Below are 21,643 nucleotides of genomic sequence, written 5' to 3'. Positions count from 1 at the left end.
GTAAGGGGAGCCTGTCAGATAAAATCCCAAAGACGATTTTTTAGAGTCAGGAATATTTGAGAATTTCTGGGCGTCGTCCTCTCCGGTATTTACTCCGTGAGCGACATAGTATTTCTCGACTTGGCCCGAGGTTAAGTTCATCAGATACAAGCGACGTGAGGAAGACGGCTTTGAGAAGTCAATAATCACGGCGTAGTTCTTATTATCGATTTCTTTCGTTACAGTCTCGTTGTCCGCTTTGACTTTGAATTCTTTGTTGCCGTTCAAATCCAGAAATTCAAACGTGCGTTGAAGAGCCGGCTCTGGAACTCCAGCTTTTTTGTACATGTCATACAGAAGAGTGCCTTTAACCTTCTTATCGTACCAAGATGTGGCCGCATAGATAGGCGGCGTGGTAAATACCAAGGCTGCCAGGCAATAAAGTGGTTTTCTCATTCCTCACCCCCCGATGAAGTCTTCGATGTCCTAACTGTGCTTGCCTGATCAAGGTTCGTGCCGTGGAAAAGGGTGGCCAGACTGCAACAATTTGTTTCTGACACTGCTTTTCATTGCTGAGTGACGGCAATTTTTTGTTCAAACAGGCAAATTCTTCAAACTTTCCAATTGAAAACCAAATGAAAGGGCGTAGTATCGAAACATAGTTTTTTTCACGGAGGCAACAATGATGGATAACAAAATGAATCGCCGTGGTTTCTTCGCGGCAGTGGCTCAAATCGTAGGCGTAGCGGCAATCGCTCCAGCAGCTTTGAATGCAGTTTTCTCTTCTGAGGCAAGCGCTCAAGAGAAAAGACGTGGTTCTGCTCCGGCAGCAGGTGGCGCGGCCATGCCAATGGTTGATCCAAATGATGCTGTAGCAAAAGCTGTAAAATATGTTGAAGACTACAAGAAATCTCCAGATTCAAAAGGTGTAAACCACTGTGCAACTTGCGGTTTCTACACTAAAAAAGAGACTAAGAACGGTAAAGAAGTGGGCACTTGCACGATTTTCGCGGGCAAAATGGTTTACTCAAATGCGTTCTGTAACTCTTGGAATAAAAAAGCTTAATCGAAGCTTTTTCTTCAAGGTGAAAATGAAAACGGAGGCTTTGGCCTCCGTTTTTTTATTCTCGAAATCGTCTTGCGAAAAATTATTTTGCAGGAGTGTCGCGTAGAGCGCGGCGAAGAATTTTACCCACGTTTGTTTTTGGAAGTTCAGTGCGGAATTCTACAAGGCGAGGGACCTTGTAATTCGTTAAACTTTTCTTTGCGTGAGCGATCACTTCTTCGGCTGTTAAATTTGGATCGCGTTTGACGATCACGACTTTCACGATTTCCCCAGAATGCTGATCGGGAACGCCGATCGCAGCAACTTCTAAAACACCTGGGTGTGAGGCAATGGCTTCTTCCACTTCATTGGGATAAACATTAAAGCCCGAAACCAAGATCATATCTTTTTTGCGATCGACGATCTTAAAGAATCCATCTGCATCCATAGTGGCAATGTCGCCCGTGCGCAGCCATCCATCTTTCGTCATAACATTTGCAGTTTCGTCGGGGCGATTCCAATAACCCTTCATGACTTGAGGGCCGAGGCAGCAAAGCTCGCCGGCTTCGCCCATGGCAACCTCTTGACCGTCATCGTTCAGCAAGCGAACATCTGTGCTTGGAACGGGCAAACCGATTGTGCCTGTGCGATCCGTGCCGTCGATAGGATTGCAGCAGACAACCGGAGAGGCTTCTGTGAGTCCATAACCTTCAACGATCACGGATTTAGTCAGTTCCATCCATTTTTCAGCGACAGGTTTTTGCAAAGTCATGGCGCCGGCGACGCTGACCTTCACGTTTTTAAAATCGATCGTCACAAACTCGGGATTGTTCATCAAGGCATTGAATAAGGTGTTCACACCCGCAAGGGCTGTGAAGGGGGTTTTCTTAAGCTCTTTAATAAAGCCAGGGATGTCTCTCGGGTTTGTGACAAGAACGTTTTCAGCTCCCATTTTCAAGAAAGCCAAGCAGTTCAATGTCAAAGCGAAGATGTGATACAGTGGCAAGGCTGCAATGGCGATCTCTTGGCCTTCAATCAACTTCGGCGACATCCATTCGCGAATTTGCAGCATGTTTGCAATCACATTGCGATGAGTAAGCATAGCTCCCTTCGCAACGCCTGTTGTTCCGCCCGTGTATTGAAGGAAAGCAAGGTCTTCATGATTTGTCTTAACGCTTTGGTGCGGTCTCATCGCGCCTAATTCAAGAGCCTGGCGGAATGTGTAAGCGTGAGGCAGGTGATAAGCCGGAACCATTTTCTTGATGTATTTCACAACAGAATTCACAAGAATTCTTTTTGGAGTCGGGAAGAGATCCGCAAGTTCTGTGACCACAACAGATTCGATGTCGGTTTCTTTGATGATCTCTTCCAGATGAGATGCAAAGTTTGCCATGATAACAATAGCTTTTGCGCCAGAGTCTTTGAATTGGTGGTGCATCTCTTTTGCTGTGTAAAGAGGGTTTGTATTGACGATAGTCAAGCCCACACGGAAAGAAGCGAAAACGATCACCGGGAATTGCAGGAGATTCGGCATTTGAATCGCAATGCGATCGCCTTTTTTTAGTTTCAATTCATTTTGCAGAAAGGATGCGAAGGCATTCACTTTTTCATCAAGCTGTCTGAAAGTGAGACTGACGCCCATATTTGTGAAGGCTTTTTTATCCTGGAACTTACGGATGGATTCGTCGTAAATATCCATGAGGGACTCGTATTGTGCTGGGTTGATTTCAGCAGGAATTCCCTTTGGATAGTTTTTAAGCCAAATCTTCTCCATGATGTCTCCTCCAGATGCGTGCTCTATTCCACTGAAATTCTAGAGTACGGGTTCAAGAATGGTAAAGGAAATTCTTGAGTTCAATCCAGGTCTTTGTAAGACTGAGACCATGAGATTACTGCGCTGTTCTTTCATTATTGTCATGGCCTTAACATTGGGGGCCTGTTTCTCGAAAAAAGAGAAAGAACTAAGTCCAGTGGAGGAACCGCAGATCCAAGCTGTTACAGCTCCAAAGCCCGCAATTCCAAAAAAGAAAGAGGACGCAGAGAGTAAAGACAAGAGTTTAGCTGTGCTCACCCGGTATTTTGCTCAGGCTGACGGTATTCATCGCGAGGCATGGTGGGTCTTAACAGCTGAAAAAAATCCTGCGGGGAAATCTCCTTTCGGCAAGGTAGAAAGAGCCCTGTTGTCTTCGGAAAATCTTAAACTGACCAATAAATCCCTGTTCCGCTGTGATCGTTATCAAGTCACACGAAAAGTTTCTGGACCTTCCGGGTTTCCGCAAAGTGCTGAAATTTTCGAAAAATGCAGTGAAAAGCTTCAGGGTAAAAAAATCGCCGAATTTACAGCGACAAGCCTGACAGACTTGAGCATGTCCTTTTTTCCCGAAAATCTGGAAGAGATCTTGGGGCTGGGACCGACAGTTTTAAATAAGCGCATCGATTGCACGATCAAAGGCTCTGATAACGGAGTCATCAATTCTCTTCAATGTAAAAACTGGAGTCAGGATCACACGAAGACGCAAATGATTCGCTTGGATGTTTACGACTACGAACGTGAAGGCAAGAACATGATCAAACTTCGCGGTAAAGTTTTTGAGAACTTGTCAGACAAAAGAAAAATTGAAGCCGATGTTCCTATGACGGGAAAAATCACTGTCACAGAAACAGAGCTTTATGGCCCACAACCAACTCCGACATCAATCCCGACGCCGGTGAAGAATGCCAAGGCGGGAAAGAAGGGGGCTCCTGACACTCCTACGGTGGATCCTGATATCACGAAGGGGAAAGCTTCAGAGTTGAAATTGAATGAAGAAGGTTGGCCAGTGGATGCCAACGGCAATCCGATACTGCCGTCAGAGGAATTTCTGCGTCAACGTGAGCAGGAAGAAGAAGAACTTCGCCTTAAAGCTGAACAGGGCGGCAATCCAGGCGTCCTATCGGCCCCTCCGGGTACGGATATTCAAGCACCACCGATTGCACCGCAAGGGCAACCGCAATTGCAGCAACAGTCCATCGACCAGCAAGTTCAACCCACAGAAACAGAAGATCAGCCAGCGGTAGAGCCTGTGGCACCTATTCCTGTTTCGCCAAACACACCTCAAGAGCAAGGAGCACCTCGTGGCCGCTAAAGTCGCAATGGGTAAGAAAGTCCCAAATTTTAAAATCGAATCATCTAGCGGAGAAACTTTTAATCTAGCAGATTATAAAGGTAAGAAAGTTATTTTGTATTTCTATCCCAAGGACAACACTCCAGGTTGTACCACCGAAGGAATCGAGTTCAACGAACTTCTTCCGCAATTTAAGAAAGCAAAGACAGAAATCTTTGGTATTTCCCGCGACACCTTGAAATCCCATGATAAATTCATCTGTAAATACGATTTCAAATTTCATCTTTTGTCAGATGAGGACGAAGAAGTGTGTAAATTGTTTGATGTGATCAAAGAAAAGAACATGTACGGCAAAATGGTCATGGGTATTGAACGCAGTACATTCGTCATCGATGAAGATGGAAAGCTTGTGGGCGAGTTTAGGAAAATCAAAGCCCCCGGGCACGCCGCCGAGATGCTTAAGTTTGTAAAAGATCTTTAAAGAATAAAAAAGGCTCTGTGTTTTACAGAGCCTTTTTTGTTTTTCAATAGGCGAAGAAACTAGTGTTTCGTCGCCTCAGCCGCTTGAACCATAAGCTCCGCGATTTGCTGGGAGAACTTCACAGGATCTGGAATATTCGATCCTTCATTCAACAAAGCTTGTGCGAAAAGAATTTCCGCCCATTTCGTTTGTTGCTCGGGAGTTGCCTTCAACATCTTTTCAAAAACTGGATGCTTCGGGTTGATTTCCATAATGCGTTTCACTGGGTTGCGATACTCGCGACCCATTTGTGAAAGAAGTCTTTGCATGTGCGCAGAAGGATCTTGGCTTGCTGAGACCAGGCACACCGGCGTATTCGTCAAACGCTCTGACAAGACAACGTCTTTGACATCTTGCTCGAGAGTCTTCCTCATGGTGTCTAGAACCGGGCGTAATGTCATTTCAGCTTGTTTAAGCTCTTCTTCTTTTTGCTTCTTTTCAGATTCTGAATCCAGATCCAAACCTTCCTTCATGATCGAGCGAAGCTTTTTCTCTTTGAATTCAGTGATGGCATCGACGACCCATTCGTCCACGGGGTCAACCAAAAGAAGAACTTCATAGTTTTTCTCTTTCAATTTTTCCAAATAAGGACTGTGGCTGACTTGTGAAAGATTGTCGCCCGTGATGTAGAAGATTTCTTTTTGTCCTTCTTTCATGCGAGTGACGTATTCATCCAAAGTCGTCATTTTATCTGAGTAAGTGGAGTGGAATAAAGCCAGCTCTTGGATTTTCTCTTTATTAGAGGCATCGCTTGGAATACCTTCTTTTAGAGTTGCCCCGAACTCGTTCCAAAAGTCTTCATAAGTGCTGCGCTCTTTTGTCATAAGTTCTTTTAGATTTGCTAGCACTTTGTTTGTTACGTTCTTTCGAATCTGCGTGACTTGACGGTCTTGCTGCAAAATTTCGCGGGATACGTTCAAAGAAAGATCAGAGCTATCCACCAAGCCTTTTACAAAACGCAGGTAAGTCGGGATCAGCTCTTTACAATCAGCCATGATGAAAACACGCTTGATATAAAGGCTTAGACCGTAAGCTGCTTCTTGGGTATTGAAGTTCCAAGGCTTTTTAGATGGAAGATACATCAAGGCGTTGAACTCCATAGTTCCTTCGGCCTTGTAGTGGATTGTTTTTAAAGGTTCATTCCAATCATGAGAAAGATGTTGGTAGAATTCTTTGTATTCTTCTTTAGTGACTTCGGCAGGGGACTTTAGCCAAATCGCTTTTTGTGAATTTAAAGTCTCGTCTTCTTTTTCACCCTGCAATTTGATCGGATGAGCAATAAAGTCAGAATATTTCTTGATTAAAGATTTCAAGATCCAAGGATCTGTAAAGTCTTGCACCTCGTCTTCCGTTGTGAATTCTTTCAGATGCAAGGTGATTGTTGTGCCAGTTCCTTCTGGGCGAGGAACAGTATCAATAGAATATGTGCCATCACCTGTGGATTCCCACACGACGCCTTCGTTTGTTCCTGCCTTTTGCGTATGCAATGTGACTTTGTCGGCCACCATGAATGCAGAATAGAAACCGACACCGAATTGACCGATCAATTCTGGCTTCGTTTTCATTTCTTCGTTTAATTGTGCAAAAGCCTTTGCTCCAGAACGGGCGATAGTTCCGATGAACTCGACAACTTCCTCTTGGCTCATACCGACACCGTTATCGATGATTTTCAAAGTACGAGCGGCACTGTCAGGCCTTAAGCGAATCTCGGGCTGCCAATTTTCAGGCAATAGAGCGGGATGGGTGATAGATTGGAATTTAAGTTTATCAATCGCATCTGAAGCGTTGGAAATCAGTTCTCGAAGAAAGATCTCTTTGTGGGAATACAAAGAGTGAATCACGATATCCAATAGCTGTTTGATTTCCGCGTTAAAATTTTGAACTTGTTTAGCCATATAAGTCTCCTGAATTCGACTTTTCAAATATGGCAATTCCTCGTAATTTGGCAAGGTTCTAGATGAAAAAAACTGATTTTCTCGGGGATAAAAGTCAGGCTCAAAAAAAGGCCCCTTTTAGGAAAAGGGGCTAATTTTTTAGTAATGAAAATTCATGCGATCCGCGATGGATTTTGGCAGAGCTGGTACCTGAGACCTTGGAATAAAGAACGTCGTTAAATTAAAGAAGTCCGTAAAGATCTTGTGTTTGGAAGTGGCGTCGGCCAGGTACTTGTGACCGCTTGAACCACCGGTGCCGATTTTCTGACCCAACATACGGTAGGCCATCAATGCATGGCGATAGCGCCATGTTGTCATGGTCTCGTCGATATCAAGAAGCGCACGAATGATTCTAAACGGAGTTTGTAGAATCGGTTGATCACGGTAAAGCTGGATCAGCAAAGCGGCATGCAATGCCTTGTAGCTTAAACGGAAGTGGCCTTGCGCTCGCAATTCGTTGAACGCCTTTTCATCAAACAAGGCGTCGAAAGTTTTCAATGAAGCTTCAAGACCAGCGACGTTTTTCGCTTTGTCTTCTTCGTTAAGTCGAGGATTGTTTTTAACTGTGTTGATGTCATCCTGGAACATGCCGTTCACGGCTTTTTGGTACGTTTCCCAGAAGTTGAAATTCTCGGCCTGCAAGAACGGCGTGCGCTCAAGCCATTTTTCAACAGCGTCAAACAAAGAGGGTTTATTTAGAATCTCTTCCATCTCGGTCTGCTGTTCAGGGCTTAAAGATTTATAAAACGGGGATTGGTTGTAAGCCAAACGATCCCCTAAGCGCAGCCCTAATTTTGTTTCGATCAGACGCCATTGATAACTTTGGAATCCTGAGGCTGGGTAGAGCATGTCGCGGAAATCCAAGAAATCGAGGGGAGTCATGGTCTCTAGAACGTCGACCTGGCCAATAATCAGCTTTAAAATGCTTACTATGCGCTCAAGGCGAGCGCTGGCTCGGCCCATTTCTTCTTCTTGGATTTGTGATTTTTGAAAAGTTTCTAGAACAGAATTCAGTTCAAAAAGAATCTGCTTAAACCACAACTCGTAAGTTTGGTGAGTGACGATAAAAAGCAATTCATCATGGGCGGGCTTTCCATATTCAACACTTTTTGGATGTTGAGCCGAAAGCAATTTTTCGATCTCTAGGTAGTTATGATAGTGAACTGGAGGATATTTCATCGTGCAAGCTCCTTCAGGGCTTGAGCAAATCCTTGGACATCTTCAGATGTGGTATCCCACGAAGTCATCCAACGACACTCGAAAGTTTTTTCATCCCAAACGTAAAAGAAATATTTCTCGCGCAAAGGTTTGACCCATGCTTGAGGAATAGTAGCAAAAACGGCATTGCTTTGGGGTTTTTCGCGAAGTTTGACAAAAGGAATTCCTTGAACCGCTTCGTAAAGCTCTTGAGCGCGCTCTAGGGAATTCTTCGCAATGTCTTTCCAAAGATCATTTTTAAGATACGTCGTAAACTGACATGCGATAAAGCGAGATTTGGATGGAAGCTGTCCGCTCTGTTTTCGCACATATTTAAAATCTTGTGCGAGATCTTTATTTAAAAAGATGACGACCTCGCCCATCAAAAGACCGTTCTTTGTCCCGCCGAATGATATGACATCCGCACCGAGATCTGTGGTGAATGCCTTAAAGCCTACGCCTAAATGGTAAGCGGCATTGGCGAGACGTGAGCCGTCAATATGAACCATCAGTTTTTTACATTTTGCCCAGGATACCAAGGCCTTCATCTCTTCCAAGGAATAAGTTGTGCCAAGCTCTGTGGGTTGAGTGATGCTGAGAACCTGTGTCTGAGAGTAGTGTTGATCTCCGCGACGGATGAAAGCATTTTCCAAGGCTTCGACAGAAATTTTTCCGTTTACTGACGGAATGGGAATCAATTTACATCCCGTCATTTGTTCCGGAGCCCCACATTCATCAACGTTGATGTGAGCCACATCGGAACAGAAAATGGATTGCCATGGGCGCGAGATGGCGCGCAAAGCTGTGACGTTGGCAGCAGTTCCGTTAAAGACAAAAAAGACCTGGGCTTCATTCCCAAAATGCTTTTTAAATTCTTGGACGGCCTCTTCAGTCCAGTCGTCTGTGCCGTAAGATGGGGCATGTTCGATGTTTGCTAAAGATAATGACTCAAGAATTCGTGGATGAATTCCCGCATGGTTGTCGCTACCGAAACCGCGTTTCATAATTAAGCCTTATTTAAAGTTGCAAAAATAAAGTTGTGGCTGATGAGGGCCGCCAATTTGCTTGTGCGTTTATCGGAATCTAGCGGAGGCGACACCTCATAGATACCCATGCCTCGCACATCGAAATTTTTCACAAGCCATTGAAGGGCCTCAAGGAAGTCTTTAGTGAAAAGACCCGTCGTCCAAGACTGACTGCAACCAGGGGCCTCACTGGATGTGAAAGCGTCAATATCAACACTTAAGAAAACTTTTTTCTTTTCTTTGTCTTTCATAAAGTTTTTTAAGACAGTCAAAAGACCTTGTTCATTGATCTGATCTAAAGTGAAAACAGAAGCCCCATGTTTTTGGGCCCAAGCGATATGGTGGCGACTATTGCATTGGTTTTGAATTCCGACTTCTGCGAAATCCAATTTGCCAGAAAATTCTTGAAGCAAGCGATGAAAAGGTGTTCCTGAATTGAAACCCTTATCGGTCGGACGCACGTCCATGTGAGCATCGAAGTTGATCACAACAGCATTGCCCGCGTAAACGTCCATAAAGCCGGTGCTATCGGAGTAGCCGTAGTCGTGACCTCCACCGAAAGAGATCCAATGTTTGCCTTTTTGCGACAGTGTGCGAATGATCTCGCGACCTTTTTCGTGGCGTTCTATGAGCGGTTTTTCTTTGTTTACAAGATCACCGAGATCCAAAATCTTTGGAAACGTCGTTGTCGCTAAGTGGGGTGTCATCTTGTAAAGGAACGTGCGAATTTCTTTAGGAGCATTTTGTGCGCCGACGCGACCGCCATTAAGGCCAATGCCTTCATCATCGGGATAACCCAGTATCGCGAAGTCGAAATTGTTGTCTGGAAAGTCGTGAAGATCGCCTTTAGGCAGAAGCTGGACGCATTCACCGAGGCGAGGATCCTCTTTGTCGTTTTTAGTGAAAAGAAGATGCTTGTCGATCGGGTGTAACCAGCTCATTAGTTCGACGTACCCCTACGGTTGAGGATCATTGTTTTTTTCACTTCGCCGCTATCAGAATCAAAGATCTTCATGATGGCGATGTCTTTCGAGAATTGAATTGTCGCGAAAGTTGTCGATTGGTTGTCAGACAAGAAAAGAACCCACTCTTTGCCATCAGACGGTGTGAGGCTGTATTTGTATTCGATGGGTTTCACGATATCGTAGTTTTTGCTGATTTCTGTGTTGCCCGTCGGAAAGAACTGCAAGTTTGTGAAGTCACGAACTGTGATCAATCCGTCTTTGCTAAACCAGTTGCCAAGCATGCGCTTAAGGCCAACGTAGTCGATGCTCTCGATGCTTGCTGTGCAAACGGACTTATCGATCAAGCCTGTTGCCGTGATTGTGTCACCTGGGGCAAGTTTTTGTAGAGCAGACTGGGCATCGGCACTTTTCGTTTCAATGCGATAAGAAGCGCAAGCCGTGTCGTCAGACTGCAAAAGGATGTCTTGGCCCGTTCTAATAATAACACCAGCCACCGGTTGAACAGCACCGGCCCATGTTGTCGAAACAAAGGTGAGGACGAAAAGTAATACTCGCATGGGTGACCTTGTTTCATGTGTCCGAAAGCCGGTCAATAGTAATCCTACTCTAACTTTTGACTGCGCGAGTCAACTGCCGAATTAAGCAGCATTTTTAAGGGCTTTTCAGAGGAAGAGCCTGAGTCTAAACACATTCCTAACCAGAAATTGTTAAACGAAACTTTTATGGTTTAGGGCTGTGGCAGAAGCAGAATTTAAAGTAATTTTCGTTCAATTTGAGGACAATTTTTTAATTTCCCTCGCAAGTGCCGTCAGGCCTTGCATCCGCAAGGCAAAGCACTTCAATATAGAGGCAGATGTCGACGAACAATGAGACCTCAAAGATTTTTTTCCCGTGGGATGGCGATCTGCCAACTCATAATACAATTGTTATACGTGATATCGATGTCATTGGTGTAGGTTCGAAGCGCCGTCGGCAGTTGGAAGATCTGCAAAAAACCAAATCCATCATCATGGAAACTCACGAAAGTATTATTCCTGAATCTGTGCGCGTGATTTATGAGGAAGAACTTTTTAGAACTTTCCAATGGCTTCGTCCGTTGAAGGTGGAGCGGGCAGAGTCTTTTGATTTACAGGTCGAGCAGCGAAGACTTTTCGGTCGTATTTTCCCAATGACACAAAAACAATTGGGCTTTACAGCGCAAAAAGTTTGCGACACTTATCTGCAAGAAATGGAATGGAGCAGTTGGCTTTTGCAAGACCATTGGCGCTATTTCGTAGGATACCTCCGCCAACGCTTCCCGCAGCACAAACAGCTTGTAGATCTTGCTTACTGGGAGTGGGTGACAGCATGGCTCGAGATGCAACCCTTCGATGTGCGGCCCCCGAATGAGGAAGGCATTGTAGGCACAAATCCGAGTTTGCAGATTGTTCCCGTTTTAGAAAATAATGAAATTCTTCAGAGGGACAAGGGCATGTATGCCTTCGTCTATTGCTCGTCACAAAACACTGTTCTTGAAACGCGTCTCAGTCCTGAGGAAGCTCTATTGATCGATCTGTTGCAGGAAGATCGTAAATACACAGAGGCCCAGTTGATTGAACAGGCTATGCTGAGTGAGGAAATTTCTCAGCAATTGACCCAAGACCAATGGATGGCCACATTGGCGAATCTAAAAGATCACAGTATACTGTTGATAAAAATTTAAGGTACGTTCTTCGGGGACCCGTTTATTCGGGTCCTTTCGTTTGAATCAGTGACTCTTCATGAGCATGTAGGAAGTCTTCTTTTAGCAAATCATAGAATGAATGTTTTTCGATCAAAGCTGAAACACCAGCGGCAACAACGGCTGCAAGCATCATCGGGAATAAGGCCGAATGACGATCTGTCATTTCAAACATCAAAATAAACGCAGTGAACGGAGTGCGCATAAAGCCTGTCAGGAAGGCGATCATTCCACAAATCACAAGCAAGTGGTGATTGTGCTCCCAGAAAATTTGCGCCCAAAAAGATCCCACGGCGGCGCCAATAGCAAGGGACGGAGCGAACAGTCCGCCAGCGACTCCGGCTAAAGACATCAAAAGAGGTCCCGCCATACGCACTAAAATATCTGACGGGGTAGCCCAGGCACCTTTGAAAAGAATATTGATGATTAAGATTTTTCCGCCGCCAACGCCTTGATTGCTGAGGAAGAAAATCCCTAACCAGAATAAGATTCCGCAAATTAAGTTTAAAGACAAAAGCTGTGTAAAGCTTTTGATACGGCGACGAATCTTAGTAATTTTATAAAGTGCCGACCCAAAGTAACAACCTGCAATTCCTGCAATCAAGGCGACTGCAAGAACATTGAAATAAGTTAATAGCTGTACGTTTTCAAGAGTCGGAAATCCTAAGTAAAGATATCCCCCCATGAACGTCTGAACCAGCAAGCCCGTCGTGATAACGGACCATAAAACATAGGTCTTGAAGTTATTGAAAGAATCGCGGCTGAGTTCTTCCAGGGCATAGGCAATACCGCCCAGAGGAGTGTTGAAAGCCGCGGCCAGACCGGAAGCGCCGCCGGCTAAGATAAATGTTCTTGTCGAAGCTTGCTGAATCCACTTCGTTGATTTTTCGCCGATGCGATAAAAAACCCCCGAGGCAATTTGCAAAGTAGGCCCCTCTTGTCCAACGGCTCCGCCACCAAGCACGGCGAGAATGGATGCCAAAATTTTTATAACGATCACACGGATGCCAATGAGAGTGCGAATAATGGGCTTATCTAATGACGGGTCCAGTTCATTAGCAATGAGCATTTGGGGGATGCCGCTTCCACCAGCCTGAGTTGCCAGACGAAAAGGGATGTACCAGCTTAAAAAAACGGCAGATACAGTAATGGCTAAAGATAAAGCCCAGTGATAGTCGCGAACAACATCCAGGGCAAACTCTTCGGCCTTAAAAAAAGCCATCGAGTAAAGAATGGCAGTTCCGGCTGCAATAAAACTTGCAATTAGAAATGGAAGAAGGCGAAGGGAATCTTCGTAACGAAGTTTCGCCAGGACGTCATGGATTTTTTCTTTAAGCGCTAAGATTTGCATCTCTATTAGAGATACTCCTCGCAGTATGAATTGCAATGATTTTTGTCCTTATGGCGAGGGAATATTAGTCCACGACGCGGAAGCACGTTTTTTGTAAAAGTCGTCGAAGTCCTTGCGGTAGGTCTCGCGAATTTGTGGAGAATGCCAGTCTTCCATAAGATGTCTATATTTTGCGGTGGATGCGATCTTTTGCAAAGCTTTGTCTAAGGCGAGAATGGTTTTTTTACCCCAATCGGTCTTGCTGCATGCAATGTGAACAACAACCGGACTGCGCTGTTCCTCTACTTCGGAAAATCCCAAAGGACCCTCTGCAAGTTTATTGTCGACCACATAATGAGCAACTTCTTCATATTCTAAAACATAATCAAATTTTTTCGAGTTCAACATATTAATCATGCTGGTCGAGTCAGCGGCGCCCGTGATCATGCTTACCGAAGAGCTATTTCTGTTTTTGCGAATAAGAGCGTCCAAAGGAGAGCCATAGGAGCGATCTGCTGAAAAGCCTCCGCGCAGATTTTTTTCATTGAGAAGTTTTTCTAAAGAAAAGACCTTCGCTTCGTAAATTTTGTTCCTCCAGTCCTCTAAGCGGAAGACCAGGCTTGGGGGAGGTTGAATGTAGAATGCCGTAAAGTAGGCGATCTTTTCCCTTGCCGGTGTCCTAAGGTGAGAAACATTGCAAGTGTTCGGACGCTGCTGGCGCATTTGCTCGAGAGAGCTTAAAGCATAATAATTAGAATCAAATTGCACATCGGGAAATTGCGTTTGCAGATAATCAAGAAGCTTATCGATATAACCTTGACCGGTTTTGGGCCCCGAAGATTCGTAATAAGGAGGCCAGTTTGGTTTATACCAAATGATTCGCTCTTTGGCGAACGCCGGTGATGCGATAAAAGAAATAAGGATCAACCAACGTAGCATGAAATCTCCGCAATTGTTCCTATTTTAACTGCGGAAGTTTTATTGCACACTATGTACTTTGACGGGAGTCAGATCAGACAGCGGCCACAAAACATTGACCCATTCTTCTATCAGAGGATTTTCAAAATGGCGTCGAAATTGTTTTGCATGAAACTGAGATTGAAAGAGCAATAAGTCCGCCGTCGAATCATCTAAAAGACGAAGGCTTAAACTCAATAAAACTTCTTCCCACTTGAATCCCATAGCCTTGTCTTTCCACTCGGGTAGGACATGAAGGCTTTCGCTTAAAAGCAAATGTGGGGTCTTAAGAACATGCAAATACTGCCGCTCTGGTTTGGGCAAAGTGCTTAGCAGAGGATGATGCCAAGAGGGCTTTAAACGTAAATCCAGTTGCTGCAAAAGTTGAAACGCCACAGGCTGATTGCGGTGAATAATGACCGCGATATGATCGACCTGCATCAGGCGATCAGCGAAAACTTTTTTTGAATGATCTGACATCCAATGATCGTAAACACGGTTGAAAAGTTCTACGTAAGTCTGTGGTAGCGATCGTGGATTTAACAGAACGTAATTAAATCCAATCATGTCTTGCTTATCGGTAGAAGGTCCGCATAAGCAAAGCCCTGAAAAAAGAAAACCTCGCGAATGCGAGGTCATCTTAATTTTCTATTTTCTTTCCTAAATCTACAGACCCTTCATCACGTCGTTCAAAAATTGAATGTGCTGGAGGGGATGCTTGCCGACGTGGTCGATCATAAGTTTTTTCGCAGCCTCTTCCTTGGGAACGCCTTCGAAAGTAATCAGACGGTCCATGGCATTGGCGCTTGAGACAATCACGGCTAATGGATCCATGTCCTTTTCGCGCAAGCCCAAGGGGCCCGTGCCATTTACGGTTTCTTCGTGTTGAGCGATGATGTTGATAACAACTTGATCAAAGTGTTTTTTGTCCTGAACTTTCTCAGCTCCCGCTTTGGGATGTTTTTTCCAAAGAGCAGAGTCCGCCGCCGACATTTTGTCTAATGGCTGAACTAGATTGATAGTGGTATTGTAGTGACCGTAGTCATGCAAAAGAGCACCTAACGTCAAAAGCTGAGTTTTCTTGGGGTCAACGACTCCCAATTTATTGGCTAAAGCAATGGCCAGCGTCGATACAGTCACGCCATGATGGGCGATATTCTTGTCTGTGTTTTCGAGATTCATCACGGCATTCAATGCTTGGGCATTGCTCATGATGAAGTTGACGTATTTGCCTGCAGCATCTTTAGCATAATTGTACGATTCAACATTTTCAGGATTCTCGAACACCTCTTCGGTATTGTTTTGTTGAGCACCTTGAATAATTTCGGCTCGAGAACTGATGTCTTTATTCGAGGTGTTGTCGTAAGCCATCTCGATATTGCGCTGAAGATAGTTCCTGTAGTTCGCTTCCTCGTCAGTCAAGATGTACATTTTGCGAAGCTTTTTGTCCTTAAGGCGTTGCAAACGATCACCCTCGAAGCTGTCTCCGCGACGAAGGTAGAGGATCATCTTCTCGTTCACTTTGACGTAAGCATTGAAATCGATTTTTTGGTCACCGCGAAGAGTGCTGACACGAATAGAAACATAATCCATTGCCTGAGATTCCTTCGATTGCTATCGTTGACTGATGTCAATTGATAAAGAAATTGTAGAAGATTTTGTGTCCGAGTCAAAGACCTTGATTGAAGAGTTGATAGACCTTCTCGAAAGTATTGAAGGTGATTTTTCTCGTGTTCAGGATTTAGCGACTTATGGCAATAACGTCGATCGCATTATGGGTGGCGCAAAGAACTTGGCCTTGATGGCAGACGGGGATCATGCTCTGCACATGATTTCTGACTATGCGGCTTTGTGTAAGGCCGTTGGATATAAAGCCTCACAAATTAAAGACAACGAACAGTTTTTTGATGTGTGTGTCGCCTTCCTGTTAGATGCCACAGAGACTTTGGAAGTTCTGCTCGCTCATATTAACGATGCGACAGAGGTCCTAAGAAAAACAATACCAGGCGCCTTCATAGAGCGACTTCGTTGGATCTCGCAACAATTTAGTGAAGAGTACAGTATGAGTGTCGATACCGGTGCTGCTCAGAAAAAACTAAAGCAGTCCGAGATCGACGATCTTTTGAAGAAATTAGGTCTTTAATTTCTGAATTCTAAATTGCAGATGATCACAGCGCCGGAAGAATCGGCGCCAGCTTTCGCGCCACTTCCGTTTTTAACTAGTATCCGTCAATTGCCGCAATATAAACGTAAGTACCCATTACCAAGAAAGAGAATAGAGTGTGCTTACCAGCAGTTTGCACAAGGCTTACAGAACCTGCTTTTACAGTCAGCGCTGTTGTTCCTGCGTCGCTATAGGCATTGAATGCGCATGTACCACCCGCAGTTCCTTGAACAGCCAATGTGTAACTAGCGCCACTTTTCATGTTATTTAAATTAAAAGTTCCGCAACTGCTTGAAGTGTACTGCAAGTTCCCAGTCGAGAAGTCGATTGCCGTGGAAGTATTCGAAACCGCTACGGACTTGATCGTACCATTCACATCGAGTGTTGCCGAAGGGGTACCCAAACCAATTGAAACTCCTCCGCCTGTGGGATTCAGCATGATCGCGCCGTGTGCACTACTGTTCAAGCCGCCGTAAAGAGATATTGTGCCGGCATTGCCCGAGCCTCCGCCACCGTTGTTACTTTGGCCTGCCATAAGCGTGATGTTACCCCCATTGCCGTTGTTAATTCCAAAACCGGCATTAATGTTGATGTCACCGCCATTATAAGTATTAGTAGTCTGAGAGCCACCACTTCCTGAGTTTATATTAATCACACTTCCGGGGCCTTCGACTGAGTTACCGACGGTAAATCCGAGGTTGCCTGCAGAGGCGGTTGTTGCAGTCGTGTTGAAGAATAGGCCTTTGGCGGCCGGTCCATAAAATCCATTTCCTGAAACATAACTTGGTGACCAGGTGGCACCTTTCCAAGTTAATTTATAATTATTCCCGTTTTTTGGGATTGAAAAGGTGGCGGCACTAGCGTCGAATAGCGTTCCATCGGAAGTCTGTGCTGTGAGGCCTCTTGTTGAGGAGTTATTCGCAAGGATTACCCACCATCCGACGGGTAGTCCCGTCGTACTGGGCAAGGTGACCGTAGAGTTTGCACTCGGCGTAAAGTTCAAAGTTTGATAACCATCGCCGGCGGCTAGGGTCTGTGAGGTCGTGAATACGGTTGCATTGTATTTATTTTTGACCGGAATCCAAGCGGAACCATCGTTATATTCCATCGCGTTGGTATCTTGATTAAAGCGCATAACTCCGGCACTCGAAGTTGGTTGTTGCGCGGTCGTACCCGCAGGCAAGCGCATCCCATCTGAGTTGCTGCCCATGTCCAGTGTATAACTTGGAGAGCTTGTGCCGATACCAACAGTTCCGTTCGCAGAGATATGCATTTTTTCGGTACTGTCACTGGCGCCAGAGTTTGTTGTGAAGAAACCCAAGCTGCCGGGAACGGAACCTGAAGATGGTGTTCCATCTCCTTTACTGACGATGAACGCAGCACGCTGAGATGACGACCCATCATGGCCATAAAAGGAAATATAACCGAGTTCATCAAGATTTTGGGTCGCAGTATAAGCACGATTTTTCCAGAATGAAAAATTGGGGCCGCTCACGGTGTTTGAGTTGTTTTCAAACGCCGCAGATCCTAATACGTGGAAAGTGGCACCTGGATTGGTTGTGCCAATCCCAACGTTGCCCGAACTTGCGACTGTGATTCGAGCTGTGTTGTTAGTAAGAAGGGTCAGCGAGTTTGAATCCGTCGTTCCCAGTGAGGCAGCAGCTCCGAAGGCATTCCCACCATTTGCAAAGTAACCAATTGTATTTGCATTGTAACAGCCCGCAATACCTGAAGCATTGAAGCCAACAATCTGTCCTGTAGAACAAGACAAAGCTGTCAAGCCGGTGCCCGTTCCATTCGACATCAAAAGACTGTTTGCAGTTAAACTTGTGCCGCCAGTACCACCTTTAGATACTGGAACCGCAGAAGGGAAGTTGGCTGGATCTGCACTGATAGTACCAGAAGAAACCGCGATACCAGAACCGATTTGCACAACACCCAATCCCGATGTTGTTGCTGTATTCACTGAAATTGTCGGAGTTGTTGAACCACTTGTAACTACAACGGGCGAAGTACCTGAAACGTTAGACACGGTCCCAGTCGATGGAGTCACCCATTTTAAGCCACCGGTTTGTGTGGAGTCGGCAGAAAGATACTGACCATCAGTCCCCACCGCTAAACGAACGTTATTTGTTCCGTCGCTGACAACTAAGTCACCCTTTGTCGTCAAAGGAGAAAGGGCATTATAGGCGGTGGTTTTCGTTGTCTGACCTGTACCACCATTTGCAATGGGCAATGTGCCAGTCACATCCGAGGCAAGATTCACCGCAGAGCCATTCGAAGCTGCCGTCAGACGGCCTTGAGCATCCACTGTGATATTTGCACGAGTGTAAGAACCCGCAGTCACACTTGTGTTTGCAAGATCCAAAGTCACAGAGCCTGAAGACCCACCACCAGTCAATCCAGTTCCTGCAATCACGTCAGTGATAGTTCCCGATCCACCGCCGCCGCTGGCAGTTGCCGGAGCCCAGATAGTTCCATTGAATGTCAAAACTTGACCACTCGTAGGCGCTGTCGCGGAAACAGCAACGCCTTGAATTTTCGCAACAGAAGGATTTGGATAAGTACCTGATAGATCGCCACCCGCCGTGGAGCCACTTTGTAAGGCCCCTGTGATACGCGAGTCATTCCCCGCAGCCACGGTGTTGGCGGTCGTGCCGACGTTCAAAGTCAAGGCAGGCGTTGTCGTACCCGTCGCTACACTCAAGTAAGAGTTGGTGGAAGTCACGGCAGTTACAGTGCCAGACGTTGTCGAAACTGGAGAGCACACGATGTTTGTGCCGTCGTAAGTTAAGAAGTTGCCTGAAGGACAGCTCGTCACAGGCATGATGGCTTTCAACAAGAAATCAGTCGAATTGTAAGTTCCCAATTTTTCTGCAGAGTAGGCAAACGCAGAGTAAGGAACAGAGCGCACGGTCAAATCTGGAGACAGCGTTTGCCAACCGACGCCGTCAAAGAACATCACTCGAAGCTTGCGGCTGTCGCCAGAAGCCGCTGCGTAAGTAGAACCGCCAGAACAAGTGAATGTACGAGAGTTGTTAAAAGAATCAAGAATTGTGAGGGACCCGTCTGACGGATAAGTGACAGAGCCACTGCCAATGGGAACGTCGAAAACACCCTTAGAGTTGGTCATGTCATAACCGCTCACTTGCTCTTGATAGATAATGCAGGTGCCGGCGGCATTGGTGACCTTGAAGATAAAACTCACGTTATTGTATTCAAGATCAGTTCCATCAGTTTTCGTGATTTTTCCCTGATACGATAAAGATGCAGGAGAGGCCTCCGCAACGGACGCTCCGAAAGAGAATAAAAAAACGAGTACGCTCAGGAAGTTCCAAGTTCTCATGTAATATTTATCGGAATTTAACAGCCGCTTCTAGAGTGAATTCACAAGGAATTTTGACATCTTCAATAAACTCGACTTAGTTAGAGAAGGCTTCCAGCTGTATCGGGCTTTTATCATGAACAAAATGAGACAGAGTTTTTAACTCAAACGTGAAAGAGCCCATGTCGCAAGTTCACCTAGACGTTCGTGATTTACTAAGGATTCCACTTCATTTTTGAGACAGGAGATCTGCTTATTTCCCACCACAACAAGGGCGTTTCTTTTGAGGCCAAAGGACCCGGCACGGGCCAGAGGTGTGCCCCAAAAATCTTTCTCAAGCCTTTTGCCTGAAGAGGTCAGGATATAACGAAGATCTTCCGTCAGCGAATTCGACTGCTCATCGTTCAGAGCTAAAATGGGTTCCGTTGCAAGCTGTCCTTTAAAGATTTTCTGATTCCAAGGACAAACGGTTTGGCAAATATCGCAACCAAAAAACCAATCGCCGATTTTTTCACGGAGCTCAACGGGCGGAACAGTGCGCGACTCAATCGTGAGATACGAAATGCATTTGCGTGCATCCATTTTGTGCGGCTCAATCAGGGCACCCGTGGGGCAGGCCTCAATACAGCGAGTGCATGTGCCACAGAAATCCGGCAAGGGAGCCAGCTCAGTTTCCATTTGTAGGGACGTGTAAATTTCGCCAATGAAAAACAAGCTGCCTTTTTTGGGGTGAATAAGACAAGTGTTCTTGCCAACCCAGCCAAGCCCTGCGCGTTTTGCTAAATCTCTTTCTAAAACGGGGCTGCTATCGGTAAAGGCAATGAACTCTTCTTCGGGGAATTGTGTCTGCAGTAATGAGCAAAGTTTCTGCATGCGTTCTTTGAACCAAAAATGATAGTCGAAGCCTTGAGCGTACAGACTGACTCGGGCACTTTTTAGTGGAAAATCTTTTTTACTCTCGGGGTGGGGATAGTAGGGAATGGCAAATACCAAAGCGCTTTGGGCGCGGGGCCATTTTTTCTGAGGAGTTTGCTTAATCGGTGCATGATCTTCCAGATATTGCATATCCCCATGAAGACCTTCTTTGATCCAGGACTCATAAAATTCGAAACTTAGTGGTTTTGACAAAGAAGAAAAGCCGAAGTGGGAGAAACCCAAATCGGACAAATGTCCTTCAATCATTCCCTTTATCTCATTCATTTGCTGAGGCGTCACAAGAACAAATTCTTTCTTTCAGGCTTCATATTCTTTAAGCTTACATAAGGATGAATCCAATACGACAGCTACTTCACTCACATCCCCATTGGGGCGCAGTTCAGGCAATCTATCACAGGTTGTTCGCCCATGGCTACAAAGCCTTTTTGGCTGGCGGCTGTGTGAGGGACGCTTTATTGGGCATTCCTGCTAATGACTTGGACATCGCTACTGACGCAACTCCGGATCAAATTGAGCAAATTTTCACCAAAACTGTCGCCGTGGGTAAATCCTTTGGCGTTATGCGTGTCATCGAAGAGGGGGCTGATATCGAAGTAGCCACCTTCCGCACCGACGGCAGCTATAAAGATGGCCGCAGACCTGACCATGTCACTTTCACCACTCCTGAAGAGGATGCGGACCGCAGGGACTTTACAGTAAATGCCTTGTTTTTTGACCTAGAGAATGAACAGATCCTAGATTTCGTCGAAGGACAAAAAGATCTTGCTAGAAAAATTGTCCGTGCTGTCGGAGATCCACATTTGCGTTTTCAAGAGGATCAGTTGCGCCTGCTTCGTGGAGCTCGATTTGCGGCGCAGTTGGATTTTTCTATTGAAGAAAAAACTTTAGAAGCCATGACGAGCATGGCACCAGTCGTACATTCGGTCAGTGGCGAGCGCATTCGTGATGAGATGGGAAAACTTCTGAAAAGCAAAAACGTGTCTTTGGGACTTCAAATGATGGAACAAAGCACGCTGCTTAAAGAACTCTTCCCGTGGAAGCAGGGACCTATTTCGTGGAGTCCATCAGGAACAAAAGAGGTCTGGAAAAATTTAAGCCTCTTCCTTCGCGATGCCGATGATAAGAATTTAAAATCCAGTTTGGATATGTTGAAACTTTCCGTGAAAGAACGCCGGGCTATTGAAGAATCTTGGACCCTGTGGAGAAACCCCGCTGTTTTTTTGCGACAGCGTTTGGGATTGCGTTTGCAGCAACTACAAAAACCCGGCATCCGTTGGGCTTTGGAGGTGCTTCATAAAGAAGACGTTCACTCTTTGGAAATCGAAAATCTTTTTAATGAAAATCGCGGTTGGGGCGAGACGTTGCCGAGGCCCTTCCTGAATGGGGAAGATCTAAAGGGGAAACTTCAGGGAGAGGCCATTGGTCGCACCTTGCAGGAAGCT

At 45.5% G+C, this 21,643-nt stretch carries 19 protein-coding genes; 6 read left to right on the top strand and 13 right to left on the bottom strand.

Going from position 1 to position 21,643, the window contains the following annotated elements; all coding sequences use genetic code 11:
- Window positions 1–435, bottom strand: a 435-nt coding sequence (locus VF412_RS18215; protein WP_331340699.1) for a murein L,D-transpeptidase catalytic domain-containing protein, incomplete at its 3' end; no start/stop codon positions are given.
- 226 nt (window positions 436–661) lie between these two features.
- Here VF412_RS18215 and VF412_RS18210 point away from each other — a divergent pair.
- On the top strand, window positions 662–1,045 hold the full coding sequence (locus tag VF412_RS18210; protein WP_331340698.1) for a high-potential iron-sulfur protein: 384 nt from the start codon (window positions 662–664) through the stop codon (window positions 1,043–1,045).
- 82 nt (window positions 1,046–1,127) lie between these two features.
- Here the strand turns inward: VF412_RS18210 and VF412_RS18205 are convergent, their stop codons facing one another.
- Entirely contained in the window at window positions 1,128–2,798 is a 1,671-nt protein-coding gene (locus VF412_RS18205) for an AMP-binding protein (RefSeq protein WP_331340697.1), read from the bottom strand.
- A gap of 109 nt (window positions 2,799–2,907) precedes the next feature.
- Here VF412_RS18205 and VF412_RS18200 point away from each other — a divergent pair, with 109 nt between their 5' ends.
- Together VF412_RS18200 and VF412_RS18195 are read left to right on the top strand one after the other, a co-directional pair.
- Complete coding sequence (locus tag VF412_RS18200) at window positions 2,908–4,149, top strand: hypothetical protein (protein WP_331340696.1); 1,242 nt, start codon at window positions 2,908–2,910, stop codon at window positions 4,147–4,149.
- Complete coding sequence (locus tag VF412_RS18195) at window positions 4,139–4,609, top strand: peroxiredoxin (RefSeq protein ID WP_331340695.1); 471 nt, start codon at window positions 4,139–4,141, stop codon at window positions 4,607–4,609. Before VF412_RS18200 ends, VF412_RS18195 begins: the two co-directional genes overlap by 11 nt.
- A 59-nt stretch (window positions 4,610–4,668) precedes the next feature.
- Here the strand turns inward: VF412_RS18195 and htpG are convergent, their stop codons facing one another.
- The 5 genes from htpG to VF412_RS18170 form a co-directional block, all read right to left on the bottom strand.
- On the bottom strand, window positions 4,669–6,543 hold the full coding sequence (htpG, locus tag VF412_RS18190) for a molecular chaperone HtpG (RefSeq protein ID WP_331340694.1): 1,875 nt from the start codon (window positions 6,541–6,543) through the stop codon (window positions 4,669–4,671).
- 138 nt (window positions 6,544–6,681) lie between these two features.
- Window positions 6,682–7,761 carry a tryptophan 2,3-dioxygenase family protein gene (locus VF412_RS18185; RefSeq protein ID WP_331340693.1) on the bottom strand — a complete coding sequence of 360 codons (1,080 nt, stop codon included), beginning with the start codon at window positions 7,759–7,761 and terminating at the stop codon, window positions 6,682–6,684.
- On the bottom strand, window positions 7,758–8,783 hold the full coding sequence (locus VF412_RS18180) for a low specificity L-threonine aldolase (protein WP_331340692.1): 1,026 nt from the start codon (window positions 8,781–8,783) through the stop codon (window positions 7,758–7,760). The genes VF412_RS18185 and VF412_RS18180 overlap by 4 nt, the downstream gene beginning before the upstream one ends.
- A gap of 2 nt (window positions 8,784–8,785) precedes the next feature.
- Window positions 8,786–9,745 carry a formimidoylglutamase gene (locus VF412_RS18175; RefSeq protein ID WP_331340691.1) on the bottom strand — a complete coding sequence of 320 codons (960 nt, stop codon included), beginning with the start codon at window positions 9,743–9,745 and terminating at the stop codon, window positions 8,786–8,788.
- A complete protein-coding gene (locus VF412_RS18170) occupies window positions 9,745–10,326 on the bottom strand; it encodes a hypothetical protein (protein ID WP_331340690.1) in 582 nt (193 codons plus the stop codon). The genes VF412_RS18175 and VF412_RS18170 overlap by 1 nt, the downstream gene beginning before the upstream one ends.
- Window positions 10,327–10,622: 296 nt before the next feature.
- On the opposite strand from VF412_RS18170, the gene VF412_RS18165 reads away from it, so the two are divergent.
- Window positions 10,623–11,471 (top strand): hypothetical protein, encoded by an 849-nt coding sequence (locus VF412_RS18165; RefSeq protein WP_331340689.1) that lies wholly within the window; start codon window positions 10,623–10,625, stop codon window positions 11,469–11,471.
- A 22-nt stretch (window positions 11,472–11,493) separates the two neighbouring features.
- Here the strand turns inward: VF412_RS18165 and VF412_RS18160 are convergent, their stop codons facing one another.
- The 4 genes from VF412_RS18160 to VF412_RS18145 form a co-directional block, all read right to left on the bottom strand.
- The gene (locus VF412_RS18160; RefSeq protein ID WP_331340688.1) at window positions 11,494–12,840 is read right to left on the bottom strand and encodes a chloride channel protein; all 1,347 of its coding nucleotides are present in this window, start codon (window positions 12,838–12,840) and stop codon (window positions 11,494–11,496) included.
- 48 nt (window positions 12,841–12,888) lie between these two features.
- Window positions 12,889–13,758: a TIGR02285 family protein gene (locus tag VF412_RS18155; RefSeq protein ID WP_331340687.1), complete on the bottom strand. Its 870-nt coding sequence runs from the start codon at window positions 13,756–13,758 to the stop codon at window positions 12,889–12,891.
- Window positions 13,759–13,797: 39 nt separating this feature from the next.
- Entirely contained in the window at window positions 13,798–14,343 is a 546-nt protein-coding gene (locus VF412_RS18150; RefSeq protein ID WP_331340686.1) for a hypothetical protein, read from the bottom strand.
- 99 nt (window positions 14,344–14,442) lie between these two features.
- Window positions 14,443–15,369, bottom strand: coding sequence for an HD-GYP domain-containing protein (locus tag VF412_RS18145; protein ID WP_331340685.1), 927 nt, complete (start codon window positions 15,367–15,369; stop codon window positions 14,443–14,445).
- A 34-nt stretch (window positions 15,370–15,403) separates the two neighbouring features.
- On the opposite strand from VF412_RS18145, the gene VF412_RS18140 reads away from it, so the two are divergent.
- On the top strand, window positions 15,404–15,919 hold the full coding sequence (locus tag VF412_RS18140) for a hypothetical protein (protein ID WP_331340684.1): 516 nt from the start codon (window positions 15,404–15,406) through the stop codon (window positions 15,917–15,919).
- Window positions 15,920–15,995: 76 nt separating this feature from the next.
- On the opposite strand, the gene VF412_RS18135 is transcribed toward VF412_RS18140, so the two are convergent.
- Window positions 15,996–19,286 (bottom strand): hypothetical protein, encoded by a 3,291-nt coding sequence (locus VF412_RS18135; RefSeq protein ID WP_331340683.1) that lies wholly within the window; start codon window positions 19,284–19,286, stop codon window positions 15,996–15,998.
- 138 nt (window positions 19,287–19,424) lie between these two features.
- Window positions 19,425–20,465: a tRNA epoxyqueuosine(34) reductase QueG gene (queG, locus tag VF412_RS18130; protein ID WP_331340682.1), complete on the bottom strand. Its 1,041-nt coding sequence runs from the start codon at window positions 20,463–20,465 to the stop codon at window positions 19,425–19,427.
- 65 nt (window positions 20,466–20,530) lie between these two features.
- On the opposite strand from queG, the gene VF412_RS18125 reads away from it, so the two are divergent.
- Window positions 20,531–21,643 (top strand): CCA tRNA nucleotidyltransferase (locus VF412_RS18125; protein WP_331340681.1); only part of this gene is annotated, 1,113 nt, incomplete at its 3' end.

Origin of the sequence: Bdellovibrio sp. (assembly GCF_036384735.1) — a bacterium.
GTDB lineage: Bacteria > Bdellovibrionota > Bdellovibrionia > Bdellovibrionales > Bdellovibrionaceae > Bdellovibrio.
Note: the sequence above shows the minus strand (reverse complement) of the source record. Positions and strands in the feature narration are given on the sequence as shown.